The sequence below is a fragment of the Enterobacteriaceae endosymbiont of Plateumaris braccata genome (assembly GCF_012563325.1).
Classification (GTDB): domain Bacteria; phylum Pseudomonadota; class Gammaproteobacteria; order Enterobacterales; family Enterobacteriaceae.
In genome coordinates, this window is sequence record NZ_CP046232.1 from 447,092 (window position 1) to 468,259 (window position 21,168).

Annotated in this window: 16 protein-coding genes; 10 read left to right on the forward strand and 6 right to left on the reverse strand. The window is 19.2% G+C overall.

Annotated features, from left to right (window positions below):
* Positions 1-23: 23 nt before the first annotated feature.
* The 5 genes from atpG (at position 24) to nrdB (ending at position 6,570) form a co-directional block, all read left to right on the forward strand.
* Positions 24-905: an ATP synthase F1 subunit gamma gene (gene atpG, locus GJT80_RS02175; RefSeq protein ID WP_168867739.1), complete on the forward strand. Its 882-nt coding sequence runs from the start codon at positions 24-26 to the stop codon at positions 903-905.
* Between the two features lie 36 nt (positions 906-941).
* A complete protein-coding gene (gene atpD / locus GJT80_RS02180; RefSeq protein ID WP_168867740.1) occupies positions 942-2,318 on the forward strand; it encodes a F0F1 ATP synthase subunit beta in 1,377 nt (458 codons plus the stop codon).
* Between the two features lie 32 nt (positions 2,319-2,350).
* Positions 2,351-2,770: an ATP synthase F1 subunit epsilon gene (atpC, locus tag GJT80_RS02185; protein ID WP_168867741.1), complete on the forward strand. Its 420-nt coding sequence runs from the start codon at positions 2,351-2,353 to the stop codon at positions 2,768-2,770.
* A gap of 350 nt (positions 2,771-3,120) precedes the next feature.
* Positions 3,121-5,403, forward strand: coding sequence for a class 1a ribonucleoside-diphosphate reductase subunit alpha (gene nrdA, locus GJT80_RS02190; RefSeq protein WP_168867742.1), 2,283 nt, complete (start codon positions 3,121-3,123; stop codon positions 5,401-5,403).
* A gap of 36 nt (positions 5,404-5,439) precedes the next feature.
* Positions 5,440-6,570 (forward strand): class Ia ribonucleoside-diphosphate reductase subunit beta, encoded by a 1,131-nt coding sequence (gene nrdB / locus GJT80_RS02195; protein WP_168867743.1) that lies wholly within the window; start codon positions 5,440-5,442, stop codon positions 6,568-6,570.
* 92 nt (positions 6,571-6,662) lie between these two features.
* On the opposite strand, the gene GJT80_RS02200 is transcribed toward nrdB, so the two are convergent.
* Entirely contained in the window at positions 6,663-8,054 is a 1,392-nt protein-coding gene (locus GJT80_RS02200) for a basic amino acid/polyamine antiporter (protein WP_168867744.1), read from the reverse strand.
* 119 nt (positions 8,055-8,173) lie between these two features.
* Positions 8,174-8,917 carry a Nif3-like dinuclear metal center hexameric protein gene (locus tag GJT80_RS02205; protein ID WP_168867819.1) on the reverse strand — a complete coding sequence of 248 codons (744 nt, stop codon included), beginning with the start codon at positions 8,915-8,917 and terminating at the stop codon, positions 8,174-8,176.
* A gap of 185 nt (positions 8,918-9,102) precedes the next feature.
* Here GJT80_RS02205 and GJT80_RS02210 point away from each other — a divergent pair, with 185 nt between their 5' ends.
* The 5 genes from GJT80_RS02210 to rplS are packed head-to-tail and all read left to right on the forward strand — an operon-like array spanning position 9,103 to position 12,438.
* Positions 9,103-10,479 (forward strand): signal recognition particle protein, encoded by a 1,377-nt coding sequence (locus tag GJT80_RS02210; RefSeq protein WP_168867745.1) that lies wholly within the window; start codon positions 9,103-9,105, stop codon positions 10,477-10,479.
* A gap of 25 nt (positions 10,480-10,504) precedes the next feature.
* Positions 10,505-10,744 (forward strand): 30S ribosomal protein S16, encoded by a 240-nt coding sequence (gene rpsP, locus GJT80_RS02215; protein WP_168867746.1) that lies wholly within the window; start codon positions 10,505-10,507, stop codon positions 10,742-10,744.
* Between the two features lie 15 nt (positions 10,745-10,759).
* The gene (gene rimM, locus GJT80_RS02220) at positions 10,760-11,293 is read left to right on the forward strand and encodes a ribosome maturation factor RimM (protein ID WP_168867747.1); all 534 of its coding nucleotides are present in this window, start codon (positions 10,760-10,762) and stop codon (positions 11,291-11,293) included.
* A 13-nt stretch (positions 11,294-11,306) separates the two neighbouring features.
* Complete coding sequence (gene trmD, locus GJT80_RS02225) at positions 11,307-12,062, forward strand: tRNA (guanosine(37)-N1)-methyltransferase TrmD (RefSeq protein WP_168867748.1); 756 nt, start codon at positions 11,307-11,309, stop codon at positions 12,060-12,062.
* A 22-nt stretch (positions 12,063-12,084) separates the two neighbouring features.
* The gene (gene rplS / locus GJT80_RS02230; protein ID WP_281349007.1) at positions 12,085-12,438 is read left to right on the forward strand and encodes a 50S ribosomal protein L19; all 354 of its coding nucleotides are present in this window, start codon (positions 12,085-12,087) and stop codon (positions 12,436-12,438) included.
* A gap of 112 nt (positions 12,439-12,550) precedes the next feature.
* Here rplS and recD read toward each other — a convergent pair whose 3' ends face one another.
* Genes recD through GJT80_RS02540 form a run of 4 tightly spaced genes read right to left on the reverse strand, consistent with a single transcriptional unit; the run spans position 12,551 to position 21,156 of the window.
* On the reverse strand, positions 12,551-14,398 hold the full coding sequence (recD, locus tag GJT80_RS02235; RefSeq protein ID WP_168867750.1) for an exodeoxyribonuclease V subunit alpha: 1,848 nt from the start codon (positions 14,396-14,398) through the stop codon (positions 12,551-12,553).
* A 31-nt stretch (positions 14,399-14,429) separates the two neighbouring features.
* Positions 14,430-17,957, reverse strand: a complete 3,528-nt coding sequence (gene recB / locus GJT80_RS02240) for an exodeoxyribonuclease V subunit beta (RefSeq protein WP_168867751.1) — start codon at positions 17,955-17,957, stop codon at positions 14,430-14,432.
* 20 nt (positions 17,958-17,977) lie between these two features.
* Entirely contained in the window at positions 17,978-19,936 is a 1,959-nt protein-coding gene (locus GJT80_RS02535; RefSeq protein ID WP_168867752.1) for an exodeoxyribonuclease V subunit gamma, read from the reverse strand.
* Complete coding sequence (locus tag GJT80_RS02540; protein ID WP_168867753.1) at positions 19,930-21,156, reverse strand: exodeoxyribonuclease V subunit gamma; 1,227 nt, start codon at positions 21,154-21,156, stop codon at positions 19,930-19,932. Before GJT80_RS02540 ends, GJT80_RS02535 begins: the two co-directional genes overlap by 7 nt.
* Between the last annotated feature and the right edge of the window lie 12 nt (positions 21,157-21,168).

Sequence of the window (21,168 nt, forward strand, 5' to 3'; positions counted from 1 at the left end):
ATAAATTTTTCTAGGTAAAATAAATGAATTTTATAAAAGAAATAAAAAACAAAATAGAAGGAATAAAAAATACAAAAAAAATTACTAAAGCTATGGAAATGGTTACAGTATTTAAAATGCGTAAATCACAAAAAAAAATGTTTGCTAGTAAATTTTATTTATCTTTATTGAATAAATTAATAAAAAATATTTATTTTTTTCAAAATAATTTACATAAACAACATCAATATTTATATAATAATAATAAAATTATAAAAAATATAGGATATATTCTTATAACAACAGATAAAGGATTATGTGGAAATTTTAATAATAATTTGTTGAAATTATTATTAAATGATATAAAAAAATGGAAAGAAAAATCTATTAATATTAAATCAGCTGTTATAGGTTATAAAGGATTATTTTTTTTAAAAAAAAATAATATTCAAATATTATCACAAATAATAAATTTTAAAATAAATGATATTAACATATCAAAAATAATTGATATTATAAAATATATGTTAAATTTATATAAAATATCTCATATTGATAAATTATTTATAGTTTATAATAAATATGTAAATACTATAATACAAACTCCAAAAATATTTCAATTATTACCATTATCTTTAAATGACACACAGGGGGGAAATATAGAAAAAAATAATTATCTTTATGAACCAAATTTTTCTACAATTATAAATCATGTTTTAAATAAATATATTCAATTACAAATATATAATTTTTTTTTAGAAAATTTAGTTGGAGAATATGCATCTAGAATTATAGCTATGAAAATAGCTACTGATAATGCTGATTTTTTTATTAAAGATTTACAATTATTATATAATAAAGTTAGACAATCAAATATCACTCAAGAATTAAATGAAATTATTACTGGTGCATCAGCTATGCAATAATAATTATTTAATATTTACTTAATAAAGGAATAAAAAATGATATTTGGAAAAATTATTCAAATTATCGGTCCTGTAATTGATGTGAGTTTTCCTAATGATAAAATACCTAAAATATATAATGCTTTACAAATCCAAAATACCAATATTATATTAGAAGTACAACAACAATTAGGAGATGGAATAGTTCGTACATTATCAATGAGCTCATCAGAAGGATTAAAAAGAGGATTAAAAGTTATTGATTTAAATCATGGTATTAAAGTGCCTGTTGGTAAATATGTTTTAGGAAGAATGTTAAATGTTTTAGGAGAACCAATAGATATGAAAGGTGAAATACCTTTGTCTGTAGAAAGAAGAGAAATACATCAAAACCCACCTTTGTATACTGATATATCTCATTCATTAGAATTTTTAGAAACTGGTATAAAAATTATTGATTTAATTTGTCCTTTTTCTAAAGGAAGTAAAGTAGGTTTATTTGGTGGTGCTGGTGTGGGTAAAACAGTAAATATAATGGAATTAATTCGTAATATTGCAATTGAACATTCCGGATATTCTGTTTTTGTAGGAGTAGGTGAAAGAACTAGAGAAGGGAATGATTTTTATTTAGAAATGTTAGGATCTCAAATAATAGATAAAGTTTCTTTAATATATGGTCAAATGAATGAACCTCCAGGAAATAGATTAAGAGTTTCTTTAACAGGATTAACTATATCAGAAAAATTGAGAGATGATGGAAATAATGTATTATTATTTATTGATAATATTTATAGATATACTTTAGCTGGTAGTGAAGTATCTGCTTTGTTAGGAAGAATTCCATCTGCAGTAGGTTATCAACCTACTCTTTCAGAAGAAATAGGTACTTTACAAGAAAGAATTACATCTACTAAGAATGGTTCTATAACTTCTATACAAGCTATTTATGTTCCAGCAGATGATTTAACTGATCCATCTCCAGCTACAATATTTTCTCATTTAGATGCTACTATAGTTCTTAATAGACAGATTGCATCTTTAGGTATTTATCCAGCAATAGATCCACTAAATTCTACTAGTAATTACTTAGATCCATTGATTGTTGGAAAAGATCATTATAATATAGCACAAAATGTAAAATCTATATTACAACGTTATCAAGAATTAAAAGATGTAATTGCTATTTTAGGAATAGATGAATTATCTGATGAAGATAAGCTTATTATTTCTCGAGCTAGAAAAATTCAAAAATTTTTATCTCAACCATTTTTTGTAGCTGAAATATTTACAGGAATCAAAGGGAAATATGTTAGCTTAAAAGATACTATAAAAGGATTTAAAGGTATAATTAATGGCGATTTCGATCATTTACCAGAACAAAATTTTTATATGGTAGGTTCAATAAAAGAAGTAATAAATAAATCAAAAAAATAATGAATATATTATATATAATTGGAATAATATTTATGCATAAAGAATATTTTTTAAATATAATTAGTATAGAAAAAAAAATATTTTCTAATTTAGTAAAAAAAATAAAAATATCAGTAATAGAAGGTTATTTAAGCATACATCCTGGTCATATACCTTTACTAACTTTAATAAAACCAGGAGTTATATATATAACAAAAAAAAAAAATAATGAATATTTTTATATATCTGGAGGAATATTAGAAATTAAAAAAAATCAAGTTAATATTTTGGCAGATATTGTTATAAAAGGTACTGATTTAAACGAAAATATAATTTTATCAAATAAATCTAAAATAGAAAAAAAAATTAAAAATAATATTTTTAATAAAAATTATTTAATAAATATAAAAGAATTATATAAAATTTTAGCTCAACTGAAAACAGTACAATTAACCAAAAAAAATAATACATAATTTAAATTATTGTATAATTAGTTATAATAAAAATATTATTTTTAATAAATTAATAAAATTATTATAATTTATACTTTACTTATATTAATAATATATAATAAAACTAAATTTTAATATTAATATAATATATTATAAATGATTATTAATTTTGAAATTTAAATAATTAAAATATTATTTAACTGAAACTATATAGTTTTACTACTATAATAAAAAAATTATATTAAAATAATAATTATTTTTTTTAAAAATATTATTTTTTTAAATCTTTATTTTATATAATATATATACATATCTATCAATAGATAATTATCTATTTTTAAGAAAATGATATTTTTAATAGGTAATAATATATGAATAATAATTTATTTGTAACAAAAAGAAATGGGGAAATTCAATCTATAAATCTAAATAAAATTTGTATAATGCTTAAAAGGGCTGCTAAAGGATTAAAAAACATATCTATATCAAAAGTAGAATCCATATCTTATTCACAATTTTATAAAAATATTACTACTTCTAATATTCATGATATAATTATAAAAACTACAGCAGATCTCATTTCAGAAAAAAATCCTAATTATCAATTTATGGCTGCAAGATTAGTAATTTTTCATTTAAGAAAAAAAGCTTATGGTCAATTTAAACCACCTAAATTATATTATCATGTTCAATTTATGATTGAACAAAAAAAATATGATAAATTTCTTTTAGAAGTTTATACAAAAAAAGAATTTAATATTATGGATAGTTTTATTGATCATAATCGAGATATGAAATTTTCTTATGCTGCTGTTAAACAATTAGAAGGAAAATATTTAATTAAAAATAGAGTCACAGGAAAAATTTATGAAAGTGCTCAATTCTTGTATATTTTAATATCTGCATGTTTGTTCGCTAAATATCATAATTCAAAAAGGATGTCTTATATAAAAAAATTTTATAATGCTATTTCTACATTTAAAATTTCCTTACCTACTCCTATTATGTCTGGTGTTCGTACTCCTAATAAACAATTTAGTTCATGTATTTTAATTGAATGTGATGATAATATTAATTCTATTAATGCTACAACTAGTGCCATTATTAAATATATTTCTCATAGAGCTGGAATTGGTATTAATGCAGGACGTATTCGTGCTGAAGGTAGTCCCATTAGAAATGGTGAAGCATTTCATACAGGATGTATTCCATTTTATAAACATTTCCAAACTGCAATAAAATCTTGTTCTCAAGGAGGAGTTAGAGGTGGTGCAGGAACACTATTTTTTCCATTATGGCATTTAGAAATTACTAATTTATTAGTATTAAAAAATAATAGAGGAACAGAAGATAATAGAGTTCGTCATGTAGATTATGCAGTACAATTAAATAAATTATTATATAAACGTTTAATTAAGGGTAAAATTATTACATTATTTAGTCCTTCAGATGTACCAGATTTATATGAATCTTTTTTTTCAGATCAAAAAAAATTTAAGTTTCTTTATAAAAAATATGAACAAAATATTCATATACGTAAAAAAAAGCTTGCTGCTATCAATTTATTTTCATTAATGATGCAAGAACGTACTTCTACAGGAAGAATATATATTCAAAATGTTGATCATTGCAATACACATTCTGCTTTTATACCTAATATAGCTCCAATTAGACAATCTAATTTATGTTTAGAAATTACTCTTCCAACAAAACCATTAAATGATATTAATGATGTTAATGGAGAAATTGGACTATGTACTTTATCAGCTTTTAATTTAGGAATAATTAATAATTTAAATGAATTAAAAACATTATCTGACTTAATAGTTAGAGCATTAAATTGTCTGTTAGATTATCAAGAATATTTGATTCCAGCAGCAAAAAATGCTGCTTTAGGAAGAAGATCTTTAGGTATAGGAGTAATTAATTTTGCTTATTATTTAGCAAAAAATAATGTTCGTTATTCTGATAATAGTGCAAATAATTTAACACATAAAACTTTTGAAGCTATTCAATATTACCTTTTAAAAGCTTCTAATAATTTAGCTAAAGAAGAAGGAGCTTGTCCTCTATTTAAAGATACTACTTATTCACAAGGAATTTTACCTATTGATACATATAAAAAATCAATTGATAATATCACAAATGAACCTTTACATTTTAATTGGGAAAAATTAAGAAATAAAATTAAAAAATATGGTTTACGTAATTCAACTCTATCTGCTTTAATGCCATCAGAAACTTCATCTCAAATATCTAATGCAACTAATGGTATTGAACCTCCTAGAGGATATATAAGTATAAAAACATCTAAAAATGGAGTTTTAAAACAGGTAATACCAGAATATGAAACATTAAAAGAAAAATATGAATTATTGTGGAATATTCCTAATAATAATGGATATTTAAATTTGATTAGTTTGATGCAAAAATTTATTGATCAATCAATTTCATCAAATATCAATTATGATCCTAAAAAATTTATTAATGGTAAAATACCAATGCAACAATTATTACAAGATTTATTAAAAGCTTATCAATTAGGTATAAAAACTTTATACTATCAAAATACTAGAGATGGTGCTAAAGATAGACAAAGTGATTTAAACTTCATAGAATCAGATGTCTGTCATTATGGATCTTGTGTGATTTAATATAATTTATTAGTTAGTATTTTGGATAATTATAAAATGAGTTATACTACTTTTTCTTATAAAAAAAATAATCAATTAAAAGAACCCATGTTTTTGGGACAATCTGTAAATATTGCTCGTTATGATCAACAAAAACATAATATTTTTGAAAAATTGATTGAAAAACAATTAAGTTTTTTCTGGAGACCTGAAGAGATAGATATATCGTGTGATCGTATTCATTATCAAAATTTACCTAAACATGAAAAACATATATTTATTAGTAATTTAAAATATCAAACTTTATTAGATTCTATTCAAGGGAGAAGTCCAAATATAGCATTATTACCATTAATTTCTATTCCTGAATTAGAAACTTGGGTTGAAACATGGTCTTTTTTTGAAACAATACATTCTCGTTCTTATACTTATATTATTAGAAATATTGTCAATGAACCTTCATTAGTTTTTGATGATATTGTTACAAATGAAAACATTATTTTAAGATCTAAAGATATTGTTAATTATTATGATGAACTTATTAAAATGACAAATTATTGGCATTTATTTGGAGAAGGTGTTCATTTAATTAATGGGTCAAAAATTGTTGTTAGTTTATATGAATTAAAAAAAAAACTTTATTTATGTTTAATGAATATTAATATACTAGAATCAATAAGATTTTATGTTAGTTTTGCATGTTCTTTTGCTTTTGCTGAAAGAGAACTAATGGAAGGTAACGCAAAAATTATTCGTTTTATAGCACGTGATGAATATTTACATTTGATAGGAACACAATATATATTGAACGTAATGCGTCATGGTGATGAAGATATAGATATGGCAAAAATTGCTATTGAATGTCGTTCTGAATGTTATCAATTATTTTTAAATGCTGCTACGCAAGAACAAAAATGGGCTGAATATTTATTTTCTAATGGTACTATAATAGGATTAAATAAAAAAATCTTATGTCAATATATTAAATATATTACTAATGTAAGAATGAAAAATATTGGATTACTTTTACCTTTTAAAATTAAAAAAAATCCAATACCTTGGATTAATTCCTGGTTAATTTCAGATAATGTACAAATGGCACCTCAAGAAGTAGAAGTAAGTTCTTATTTAGTTGGACAAGTTGATTCTACAGTAAATATTAAAGATTTTAGTAATTTCAAATTATAATTTCACTATGACTGTTATACATTATATTATAACAGTCATATAATTATATTAATCATATTAATTAATATATTTATATATATAACAATAAATTTTTACTTTATTAAATAAAATAAAGAAAAAATTGATCCTAATAATAAAAAAAATAAAATGAATTTTTCTTTATTATTTAAAAATAAAAATTTTGGATTATATCTTTTAAAAATTATTAAAAATATTAATCCTGGAGCATATAAAATTAATGATAATAATAAATGTAAAAGTCCTGAAGCATATAATAACCATATACCATATATACAAGATCCCATCCCTATAAATATATGTAATATATTTTTATTATAGAAAGATATTTTTAATAAATAAGCTCCAACTAAAAAATAAGGAATTAATATCATTTCAGATGATAAAATCAATAAATTGTTATAATTTAATTTTGTTAAACAGATCAAAATTAAACATAATTGCATACTACTACTTGTAAACCAAAGTGAAAATGAAGGTGCTTTATTAAAATTTTGTTTAGAAAAACATTTAGGAAATATTCCATGTTTTGAAGCTATAAAGGGAACTTCAGCTGCCATAATTGCCCAACTTAAATAAGCTCCACAAACTGATATAATTAATCCTAAAGCTATAACAATATTACCCCAATTACCGATTAGTATCGTCATTAAACCTGCCATAGATGGATTTCTCATATTAGCTAGATCTATTCTATCAATAATTCCTAATGATAATAATGTAACTAATAAATATACACATAAAGCAATAAAAACCGCTAATAATGTAGCTTTGCTTATATCTTTTTTATTTTTAGCTTTAGAAGATAAAATAACTGCTCCTTCTACTCCAATAAACACCCATAAAGTAATTAACATTGTATGTTTTACTTGTTCCCATATTGGAATACCAGATTTTATTCCAGTAAAATCAATATTGAATTTTTTAAAATTAAAAGCTAATATAGATAAAATTATAAATATAATTAATGGAAGTAATTTTCCAAAAGTAGCAATTATATTAATAATTGCAGCAGTTTGAGTACCATTTAATAATAAAAAATGTATAGCCCAAAGTAAAATAGAAGCTGCTAATAAAGATATCCATGTATTACCACTACCAAATATTATATGATTTGAATGATCAGTAAAAAAACTAATTGCAGAAAAAACAATAACCAAATAAGAAACATTTGCTATAACTGCACAAAGCCAATAACCCCAAGCAGAACAAAATCCAATAAGCTCTCCAAATCCATCTTTAGCATATGAAAAAATTCCACCATCAAGATCAGGTTTTAATTTATGAAGTAATAACATTGAAACAGCTAAAAAAGTGATTCCTATACCAGTAATAATCCATCCTATAATTAGCGCAGCAGGACTAGCAACTGCTGCCATATTTTGTGGTAAACTAAAAACACCGGCACCTAACATAGAACTAATAACTAATGCTGTTAATGATTTAAAATCTAATTTTTTATCCAAAATAATTCCTTTAAATATATAAAATTTATTAAAATTATTTAAATTTAAACAAAAAATATTTTAAATATTTAATTATTAAAAATAAATAATATTTTTATAAAAAATTTTTTATTATATAATTAAACAGGATTATTTATGTCAATAAAATTAATTTTTAAATCATAATTATTTTGTAACCACTTACTTAACATAATTATACCACCTTTTTCAGTAGCATGATGTCCTGCTGATATAAAATTTATACCATATTCTGTAGCAATATGTATAGTTTGTTCTGATACTTCACCTGTAAGAAAAACTTCAATATTAAAATTTACTATTTCTTCAAAAAATTTTTGTCCTGCTCCACTACACCAAGCAATATTATTTATAATTTTGGGAGCATTTTGTCCAAAATGTAAAGGAATACGATTTAATTTATATTTAATAATATTTATTAAATCTTTTATATGTAAAGGAGGATTAAAATTACCATAAAAAACAAAAGGATTTATTTTTTTTATAAAATTAATATTTAATAAATTTGCTAAAAAAATATTATTACTTAAATTATTATTAATATCTAATGGAATATGCCAACTATATAAATTTATATCATTAGATAATAATGTTTTTAAACGATGTCGTTTTAATCCTTTAATAATTAATGATTCGTTTTTCCAAAAATATCCATGATGTACTATAATTGCATCAGCTTTTTTAATAACAGCTATATTTAATAAATTTTGGCATGCACTAACTCCTGTAATAATATTTGTAATATTACTTTTACCCTCTATTTGTAATCCATTAGGAACATAGTCATTTATATTAATAGAATTTAATTTTTTGTTAATAATTTTTTCTAATTCAATATTATTTATCATTTTCATTTAAAATAAATATATATATAATACTAATAGAATTGATATTATTTTTATAAATTAAATTACTAGATTATACTTAATTATATTTATTTGTCTTTTTTTGTTATATAAATATATATTAATTATATAATATTCAAAATTTAAAATAAACAATATTTTATTAATAAAGGAATACAATATAAATGTTTGAAAATTTACGTAATAAATTATCAAGAACATTATCTAAAATAAGTAATTATGGTAGATTAACAGAAAAAAATATAAAAGATACACTAGATAAAATCTATAATAATTTATTAGAAGCAGATGTATCATTTAAAGTAGTTAATAAGATTATACATAACCTTAAAAAAGATGCTATTGGAAAAAAAATTAATGATAGTTTTACACCAGGGCAAGAACTAATTAAATTAATTAAAAATAATTTAATAAAAATCATGGGTGAATCTAATATTAATATTAACTTAGCTGTTCGACCACCAGCAGTAATTTTATTGGCAGGATTACAAGGTGTGGGTAAAACAACTAGTGTTGTTAAATTAGCATATTTTTTAAGAAAAAAATATAAAAAAAAAATAATAGTTGCATCTACTGATATTTATAGACCTGCAGCTATGGAACAATTAAAAATTTTATCTCAACAAGTTAAAATAGATTATTATAACTCTGATAAAAATATTTCTTCAGAAAAAATTGCTCAAAATGCACTAAATTATGCAAAAATTAATTTTTATGATATATTAATTGTAGATACGTCTGGAAGATTACATATAGATAATGATATGATGGATGAATTAAAAAATATTCATAATCATATTAATCCTATAGAAACTATATTTGTTGTAGACTCAATGACTGGACAAGATGCAATAAATAGTGCTAATATTTTTAATAAAATATTACCGTTAACAGGAGTGTTTTTAACAAAAGCAGATGGTGATTCAAGAGGAGGTGCTGCTTTATCAATTAGATATATAACTGGTAAACCAATAAAATTTATTGGTACGGGAGAAAAAATAGATAAAATAGAAATTTTTTCTTCTGAAAATATTGCTATTAGAATTTTAGGAATGAAAGAAGAATTATCTTCTATTAAAGATATTGAAAATAAAATTAATAATATAAAAAATCAACAATTAATAAAAAAATTTAGAGATGAAAAACAATTTAGTATTGTTGATTTTTTAAATCAAATAGAACAAATAAATAAAATAGGTAATAATAATATTACAAAATTAATAAATACAATGAATTTACAAAATACAAATTATGCAATTAATCCAATTTCTAATTTTATTAATACAAATAATAACATAGCTAAAGAAACACAAACTATTATTAATTCTATGACTGCTATAGAAAAATTGAATATCAATATTATTAATTATTCAAGAAAAAAAAGAATATCTATGGGATCTGGTATTTCTATACAAAAAATTAATGTTATTTTTAAACAATATAGTCAATTTAAATTAATATCTAAAAAAATGAAAAATAATTATGGAATAAAAAAGATGTTTCGTAACATAAAAAATTTTTTTCCTAAAAAAATTTTTTAAAATATTTAATATAAGGTATTATAATATGATAAAAATTCGTTTATCTCGTCATGGAGTAAAAAAAAAGCCTTTTTATCAAATAGTTGTAACTAATAGCAAAAGTCCAAGAGATGGACGTTTTATTGAACGTATTGGTTATTTTAATCCATTTTATTCAAAAAAAGCTAATAATATAAAAATTAATAAAGATAAAATTAATTTTTGGTTATCTAAAGGAGCTATTATTTCCAAAAGAGTTAATTTTTTAATTAAACATAATAATTAACAATTATTCAAATATATGAATATAATTCTAGGTCAATTTGGTTCAGTATATGGTATAAAAGGATATATAAAATTATTTTCTTATACTTCTAATAAACAAAATATTTTTATTTATAAAAATTTATTTATTATTAATAATAAATCTGAAATATTTCCAATAATTTTTAAAAAATGGATATTTAATAATAACTGTTATATTGTTAAAATTAATAATTTTAATGAACGTAATGATTTAATTAAATTAGTAAATAATAAAATTTATATTTTATATAATGATTTAATCAAATATAAAAATATAGATGAATATTATTGGAATGATATAATTGGATGTAAAATTATTAATATAAATAATTATAAGAATTTAGGAGTAGTGAAAGATATTATATCAACAGGTTCTAATGATGTACTTATCATAGAATCTATTATTATGTCAAAAGATAAAAAAAATATTAAAAAACAATTAATTCCTTTTATTGAAAATCAAGTAATAAAAAATATTGATTTAATAAAAAATATTATTGAAGTTGATTGGAATTTTAATATTTATTAATATAAGAAAAATTATGTGGATTGGTATTATTAGTTTATTTCCAGAAATGTTTAAAGCAATTATTGATTATGGAATTACGAACAAAGGAATTAAAAAAAAACTTTTAACATTAAATTTTTGGAATCCTCGAGATTATACAAAAAAAAAATATCATAATGTAGATTGTAATATTTATGGAGGAGGTAGCGGGGTTATACTAAAAGCAGAACCGTTAATAAAATCTATTCATGCTGCACAATATAAAGTAAACAACTCTGCTAAGTTGTTTTATTTATCTCCTCAAGGAAAAAAAATTAATAAATCATATATAAATAATTTATTAACTTATAAAAACATAATATTACTTTGTGGTAGGTATAAAGGTATAGATGAACGTATTATAAATTATTATATCGATGAAGAAATATCTATAGGAGATTATATTCTTAGTGGAGGAGAATTGCCAGCTATGGTTTTAATTGATATTTTAACTAGATTAATTCCTGGTGTTTTAAATACAAAATCTTCAAATGATACAGATTCTTTTTTTAATAATGGGTTATTAGATTCTCCACATTATACTAGACCAAGAATTTTAAAAAATAAAGAAAAAGTTCCAGAAATTTTACTATCAGGACATCATAAAAAAATACAAGAATGGAGATTACAACAATCTCTAGGTAATACATGGTTAAAAAGACCAGATTTATTTAAAAAAAAAAAATTAACAAAAGAAGAAAAAATATTATTTAATGAGTTTAAAAACAAATTGATTAAAAAAAATTTATAAAATAATATAATTTTAGGAAATAATAATGAATATTATTGATTCTATTGAAAAAAAACAAATAAAAAAAAGTACAATATCTCTTTTATTTCGACCAGGAGATACACTAGAAATAAAAGTTTGGGTTGTGGAGGGTTCCAAAAAAAGATTACAATTATTTGAAGGAATTGTAATTGCTATACGAAAAAGAGGTTTAAATACTTCCTTTACTGTAAGAAAAATATCTAATAATATTGGTATTGAACGTGTATTTCAATTATATTCAAAAATAATTAATTCTATAACTATAAAAAAACATGGATATGTCAAAAAAGCAAAATTATATTATTTACGTAAATTAACAGGAAAAGCAGCACGTATAAAAGAACGTCTAATTTAATATTAAATTATTTAAAATAAATTATTTAAATAAGTATTAATTTTTTAAGTTTAATTATATAGATAATATCTAAAATAAATTAATAATCATACGTTATTAACAAATGATAGAATCATTTATAAATATTTTTTATAATACGGTTTTCTAAATTAGAAAATCGTATTATTTTAGATTTTATTGATTTAAATAATATTGAATTTGTACTATAAATAGATATTGTAGATTTTGATCTTGTAATAGCAGTATAGATTAATTCTCTAGTTAATAAAGATGAATATGTATTAGGTAATACTAAAGATATATTATTAAATTCTGATCCTTGTGATTTATGTACAGTAATTGCGTAAGCAATATCATATTTAGGTAAATTATCAATAAGAATATTATGATATTTACCATTAGATAAATTAAATTTAACTTTTAATTCATTATCTGATGTATCTAAAAAAGTAATACCTATATCACCATTATATAAATTTAAAAAATTATTATTTTGGGTAATAATAATAGGTCTACCTATATACCAACTATTTTTTCTATAAGTATTATTTAAAATATTTTTTTGAAAAAACTCATTTTCTAATTGATTGTTAATTTCTTTTGTACCAAACATTCCATATTTTACTGCACATAAAATTTGGTATGTATTAAAAATATTAAATATTTCATTAACATTATTTTTGACATTTATATAATCAAAATATTTTTTATATTCTATAATAAACTGATTTATCATTAATTTATATTTTATTTCATTATTAATATTAACAAATTTAATATTATTAAATGTTTTATTTAAAAATAAATTTTTAATTTTTTTTATATTACCTTTTCTAACTAAAATAGCTAATTGATTTATTCCTGAATTATATTCATAACGATAATTATGTTTTAATAAACTAATAAAATTGCGTAAAAATAAATGTTTATTTTTATTTTCTTTTTTTAAGACATTATAATCAACTATATTATATAACCATTCTGAATATTTTTTTGTAAAATTAAATTTTTTAAAATTACAAATATCTTTAAAAATATAACCAATTTCTATTGGAGGTAATTGATTATCATCACCTAATAAAATTAGTTTACTATTATTAGATAAAGAATTGAATATTATTGACATTAAATTTAAATCAATCATAGAAGCTTCATCTATAATTAATATATCAGTAATTAATTTATTATGAGTATTATATCTAGGTTCTTTATTATAAATATTAATTTTTAATAAACGATGAATAGTTGTTGCTTTATAAGGAATATTTTTTTTTTCTTCCTTAGTCATTAAAAAATTATTTTTTATAAAATAATTATTAATTGATTCTGTTAATCGATTAGCTGCTTTCCCTGTACTAGCAGCTATATTAATAGTTAATGAAATAGAATATAATTTAATAAAAAATAAAATTAATTTTGCAATAATATTTGTTTTTCCTGTACCAGGAGATCCTGTAATTATACTTATTTTATGAGTAAAAACCATGGCTACAGATATTTTTTGATAGATATCATCTGATTTAAATAAAATATTTAATATTTTTTTTATATTTTTTTTTTTTGGTAAATTAAAATAATTATTTATTAAATTTTTAATAATAATATTTTCTTCTTTCCATATTCTATATAAATAAAGACAATTATCTTCTATTACTAATGGTGTGACTTTCGTACCATCACTGACAATATTATAACATAATAATTTTTTTTCTTGTTGTGTAAAATTATCTATTAATTCTATTTCTTTTTTTGATAAAATTATTTTTTTTCTTTTCAATATTTTTTTTATATTAAATTTTAATAATGGTAAACAAACGTTTCCTTTACTAATAAAATAACTGAGATAAGCAACAATAAACATTAAGTATGGTTCATTTTTAGATGCCATTATATATGCAAATTGTAAGTCAATGAGACGAATAAAATTATTTTTATATAATTTTTTTAAAAAATAATACATATTATTAATTTCATTATATTTATAAAAAATCTTAAGAAATTAATTGATCTAACTTTTTAATTAATTTATAAGACGGCCTTATTTCCCAAATACCATTTGAACTATTTTTTATATTATTAATACCCCTAATATATAAATATAAAACACTTCCAAAATGTTTTTCATAATTATAATTTTTAATACGAGAATAAAGATATTTATGTAAAACTAATGTATATATTTGATATTGTAAATCATATCTGTTTAGATTAATATCTTTTTCCATACATTTATTAGTATATTTATTATAATTTTTTCCTAACCAATTAGATTTATAATCTATTATATAATATTTATTATTCCATAAAATTATTAAATCAATAAATCCTTTTAATATTCCTTGATAATCATTATTTAATTTCGATAATTTTTTGGATATTTTATCATATTTACATATTATATTACATAATTTCATCATAGATAATTTATTATTTATATTTAAATAGAATTCTAATTCTGTTATTTTGTTTTTGTTTTGTATTTTATTTAAAATAATTTTATCTGTTCCTAGTGGATGATGTAATATATTTGTTAACCATTTTATTAATATAGAATACCAAGAACAATTTATTTCTTTATGAAAAAACTTTGTTTTAATAAAAGAATATAGAATTTTTTTAGTAAAATCTAATTTTTCAAAAATTTTATGTAAAATAATTCCAATTGTTTTCCCCGTAGGAAATGTATGTGGTGTTTTTTCTATATTTTTTTTTTTAGAATTGAAAAATTTATATTTATAAATATTATTATTTAAATTTAAATCATTTTTAATATTAGAATAACTTGTGATTAATATTTTATTATATTTAATAACTTTTAATTTATTATATTGATCATTATTTTTTTTTTCTATAAGATAAATAGGATTATATTGTATTTGTTTTTTTTTAGTTATAATTTTAATTTCAATATCTTTACTTTCTAAATTAAATAATAAATTTTGAAAATTTTTATAATCTATGAAACCTTTATCATTTATTAAAAATTCTACAGCACTTCTATATGGAAAATATTTTCGATATTGTTTTTTAGTATTTTTAATATTTCCTATACCAATACTACAATGAAAAATTGATCTAGTTAGAGATACATATAATAATCGTAAATTTTCTGATAACATTTCTTCTAATGCATATTTTATACTATCATTATTATTATTAAAATCTATAATAGTTTTTAGTGTTTTTCTATTACGATAAATTATTCCTTCATTATGTACTAAATCTATAAAGTTAGAAGAAATAAAAGGTACCCATACCAATGGGTATTGTAAACCTTTAGCTTTATGAATAGTAATTATTTTTATTTGATTAGAATCATTTTGTATTCTTATTTGTTGATTAAGCGATCTATTATTCGGAAATGAAATTTGTTTTATTAACCATATAATAATTTGTTTTTTACTTTTAATTTTTATACATTCTATTTCTATTAATTCTGCTATATGTAATATATTTTGTATTTTTTTTTTGTGAAAAGTATTAATTATATTTTTTTTGAATAAAATATTTTTTTTTAAAAAAATATTTTCTAACATTAATAAAATTCCGTTTTTATTCCATAGATTTTTATATTTGATAAATTGAATAATACTTCTTTCTAAAAAACATTTTTCTTTTTTACTATCTAAATTAGATAAATCTATATTAAATAAATTACTTGCTAAAATATTTTTTAATTGTTTTATTTTATGTGGTTCTAAAATAGATTTTAATAAAAGTACTAATTCTTTTGCTTCTATTGTTTCAAAAACACTATTAGAATTAGATAAATAGATAGAAGGAATATTAAATTTTATAAATTCTTTTTGTATAATATTAGCTTCATATTTATTGCGTACTAATACTATTATATCTGAAATATTAATAATATTACTATTATTTTTATTTTTTTGTAAAAAAATTTTTTGGTGTTGACTTAATATAAGCCATTGACAGATTTCATAAGCACATTGGTATGATATTATTTGTCTATATAAATTTAAGTTTGTTTCTTTAGGTAAAAACCAAATAGTGATTCCCGGTTGAATAATATTATTAATAATAAAATTATAATTTAATTTTTGTTTAACATATGACGCTGGATAAAAAACTATATTTTTAAAAAAAAAAGGATATTGACAATTAGAAAATATTTTATTAACACCATTAATCATAGTTTTAGATGATCTCCAATTATTCTTTAATGTATAACGATTTTTAATTTCAAGAGAAGCTTTAATATAAGTAAAAATATCAGCTCCTCTAAAAGAATAAATAGCTTGCTTAGGATCTCCTATTAATATTAATGTACAATTAGACTTATTTATATAGATTTTTTTAAAAATATTATATTGTTTAATATCTGTATCTTGAAATTCATCTATTAATGCAACAGGATATAATTTTCTGATATCTTCTGCTAAATTTTTATTCTCATTAAATTTATTTAATGATTTATTTAATATTGATAATAAATCATTAAAGCTAATTTCTTCATTTTTTTCTTTATTTTTTTTTACTAAAGATTTTATATATTTTATAGCTTTAATTATTATCAAAATTTTTAAACTAATTATTTTATCTAAATATATATCTATATTTTTAAATAAAATATGTTTCGGAAAATTTTTTTTATTTATAGTTTTTGAAATTAAAATTTTTTGAGAAAATCTTTTTAATTGTTCTGGAATAAAATTATCTTCAGTATTGTTTGTTGTCCATTGATCTATATTTTCTATCCAAAGTTTAATAGATTTATTATTATAAACATGTTTATTAACATTAGATGTTATAATGATATTGATAATATCATCTTTATATCTTATCCATTGTTTTTTTAAAAATTTAATATATTTAATGTTTTTATTAAATTGTTTAATTAAATTAATATTATTTAAATAAAATTTAGGTAATTCATCTTTTAATAAAAATGGGAGTAATTTATTCATTAAATCATTAGGTGTAGACCAATATTGTAATACAGTTTTTGCAATATTTTTTGGTAAAGGATATAAATATTTTCTCCAAAAGCTTATAGATGCATTATATTGTAAATAAATCTCATTATTAATTAATTTTTTATTATAAACAAAACTGTTAATTTCATAATTTTTAATATTTAATATTTTGTGACAAAACGAATGAATAGTTAAAATTGTTGCATTATGAAAATTTAATTCTGCTTTTAACAAAATTAAGCTTGCTTTTTGTAAATCTTTTATTTCTTTAAGAAAATTATTAATAATAGGATATGGACTATTACCTTTTATACATGCTATACGTAATATATTTATACTATTTTTTATTCTTTTACATAAATCTTGTGTTGAAACATCAGTAAATGTTACTACTAATATTTCTTCTACTGATAATGGAATATTAACTCTATTATTTTTATATAAACCTAATAAAAAACGTAAATATATAATAATTATTGTAAAAGTTTTTCCAGTACCAGCTGAAGCTTCTATTAAGCATTTTTGATTTAAATTATCCACAAAAGGATCAAATTCTCTAATTTTTAGTATATTTTGTATCATATATATATAAATAAAATATTTTATTTCATATAAAAAATAATAGGTAAGAGCCATTTTTCTATTAATTTTATAGTTTTTAACCAATTTTTTTCATTAAAAAAATAATTTAATCTATTAAAATAAATATTATTATAATTCCCAATAAAATTAGAATTTATATTCCAAAGATAAAAAAAAATATTTTTTGCTTTTTTTTGTATAAAATTATCATAATTAATACATTGATTTTTTTTATTATAACAATAATATAACCATTTCCAAGAATTTTGCATAGGTAACATAATTGGATTATTTAATCCACATATATATCCATCAATATATTTTTTTAATAAAATAATTGCTATATCAGGTTGAATATAATTAAAAACATATTTAGTATTTTTAAATCCTATAATTTTTGAAATGAATTTTTCTCCTTGTCTAATATCTATTATACATAAGATTAAATGTTCAATCCAAAAAGATATAATAGATTTTATATCTATAATTTTTGGTTCATATTTTATAAAACCTTCAATATAACTTATAAGATTTATTTTTCCATATAATGTTATTCCTGATATATTTAAATTGATATATTTAATTATATTATCATATTTACATAATTTTAAATTATCTAATAATTTATATATATTTTCTTTATTATTATTCCACAATATTTTTCCATAATTACCATAAGGTAAAATTCCTTTATTTAAATAATTATAATAAATTGAATTAATATTTTTATTTAAAATTAAAGAATGTAATATTTGTGTATTAATTTGGTATTTTGTTAAATAATCAAGTGAGAAAGGTTCTATTTCTGAAAATTGAAATTGATTTAATTCTTGTAAATATACTCCTAACCTTTGATTAAAAAACCCTTTTAAAGGATCTTTCCAAAAATTTATAATGTTTTTTAACAAAATTTTTTTCATTTTTAATATTGATAATTTTATATCAAAAAAATTTTGTTTATTTAAAAAATTAAAATCATTAAAATCAAAATTTGTAAAAATATTTTTTTTTTGATTTATATGATATATATGATTAACAATATGATTAGATATTTTATTTTTTTTAATCTCATAATTATTAGAAATATATTCTAATAGTTCAGTTATTAAAATAGAAGGATATTTCCTATCATAATTTATATTATTAGTATCAATATAACTCAAATATAATTTTTTTTTAGAAGCCATTAATAACTCAAGAAAAAAATATTTTTCTTGATCTAAATTATTTTTATCATTTTGTTTAGGATATTTTTTTATTAAATTAAAAACTACTGGATATGAATATCTAGGATAATATTTACTATTCATACCTATTACAAAACTAGCTTTAAAAGCTATATAATTCAGTTGACCAAAATTACAAAAATTAATTTTATTAAAAGAATAATTAAATTGTTTTTTTTTCTTTTCTAATAAAATTTGAAATTCTTTTATAATAATATTAATAGATATTTTTTGTTTATAATTTGTATTTATTCCATTATCAATAAATAAAATAATATTTTTAAATAAATACTTCATATATTTATTTGAATCAATATTTGAATAAAAAAATTCTGAATATAATTGTATTATTTTTTTTTTCCAATTTTGTATCAATTGTTTTTTCTTTAATTGTTTTTTCCATTTATATAATGTAAATAAAAAATAAGTAAATTTTCCTAATAATTCTCCTAATACTCCAAATGTACCATTATAAGGAATTATTCCATTCCAATTCCCTGAATTATTATCTATAGCATACCCATATAACATACGATATAACCCAAATTTCCAAGTATATTGATCTTTAGGTAAAGAAAGATTTTTAAAATTATGAAAGTTTAATCCATGTTTTATACCAATATCATTTATCCAATAACGTAAATATATTAAATCATCTTCATGATTAATAGAAAATTTTTTTGAAATTTCATTATTACCTAATAAATAAAATATTTCTTCAGGATAAAATTTTTTTGTTGATAAATTTAACAAAAAAAAAATGTATCTGGTACATTAAAAATATTATTTTTATTAACATCTAAATAAATATTAAAAGGTAATTTTTTTTTATTAAATATAGAATAAATAAAAGGTAAATATATATCTAAATTAGGAGAGACTACAATAATATCATGCAAAAAATAATTTTTATTATTTATTAATTTAATAATATTAATTGATAAAAATTCTATTTCTTGTTTAAGATCTACAAAAGTATTTATTTGTATAGAATCATCTGAAACATTAATCTTTTTTTTATTTTTTAATAAAGAATGATCTTGTAAGAGTAAAATATCTGTTTGTATATTATTTAATAAATTTGTAGGTTTTATTTTTACAAATGATTCTATCATTCTTGATTGTAAATTTATTAATTTATTTATATTATTTAATCCATAGTTTCCCCAAGAAAATAATAATGAATTATTAAAGTTATCGTTTTTATTTGTTTGAATATTATCCCAATAATGTATACAAGGATTTTTGATTAAAATATGAATTTCTATATATTTTGTTAATTTTTCTAATAATTGTAAATATATCAAAGGTATATTTTGTGTTTCTAAAATAAATATTCTTTCTGGTAATATAGAATATTTTATTGTTTTTTTATTTTGAATATGAATTATATAATTATATAATTTACTTAAATACCATAATTGTTTACCTAATATTATTTTGTTATATATAATTAATTTTTTCCATAATTTAGCTTGCCAAATCTGATCTTTATCATTGAAAAGAAATATTTTTTGATCATTTTCCCATAAAAATAACCATTTTGGACGATATTTTTGATATTCATCATATAAATTAGCAATTTGAATTGATATTTGAAATAAATAATTAATATTTTTAATATCATTTAAATATTTTTTAAAATTTTTAAATTCAGGTAAAATAATTATTTTTGGAATAATACTCATTAATTGCCAAATAATCATTTTTTTATTAAAAATATTTTCTTTAGAAATTTTTGGAATAATTTTTATAAATAAATCCCAAATAAATCTTTCTGGATTAATATAATTAATATTAGCATGTATTCCTATTATCTTAGATAAATTAATCTTTAAATATGGAATTAATGTTAAATCAGATAAAATTATAATTTCTGTTCGTAATGGATTCTTTAATGGATTTTCTAAAATATTATATTTTATTAAATTTAGTAAAATATCCAAATCATTAGAACGATATATTGTAAACATGTATAGATATTA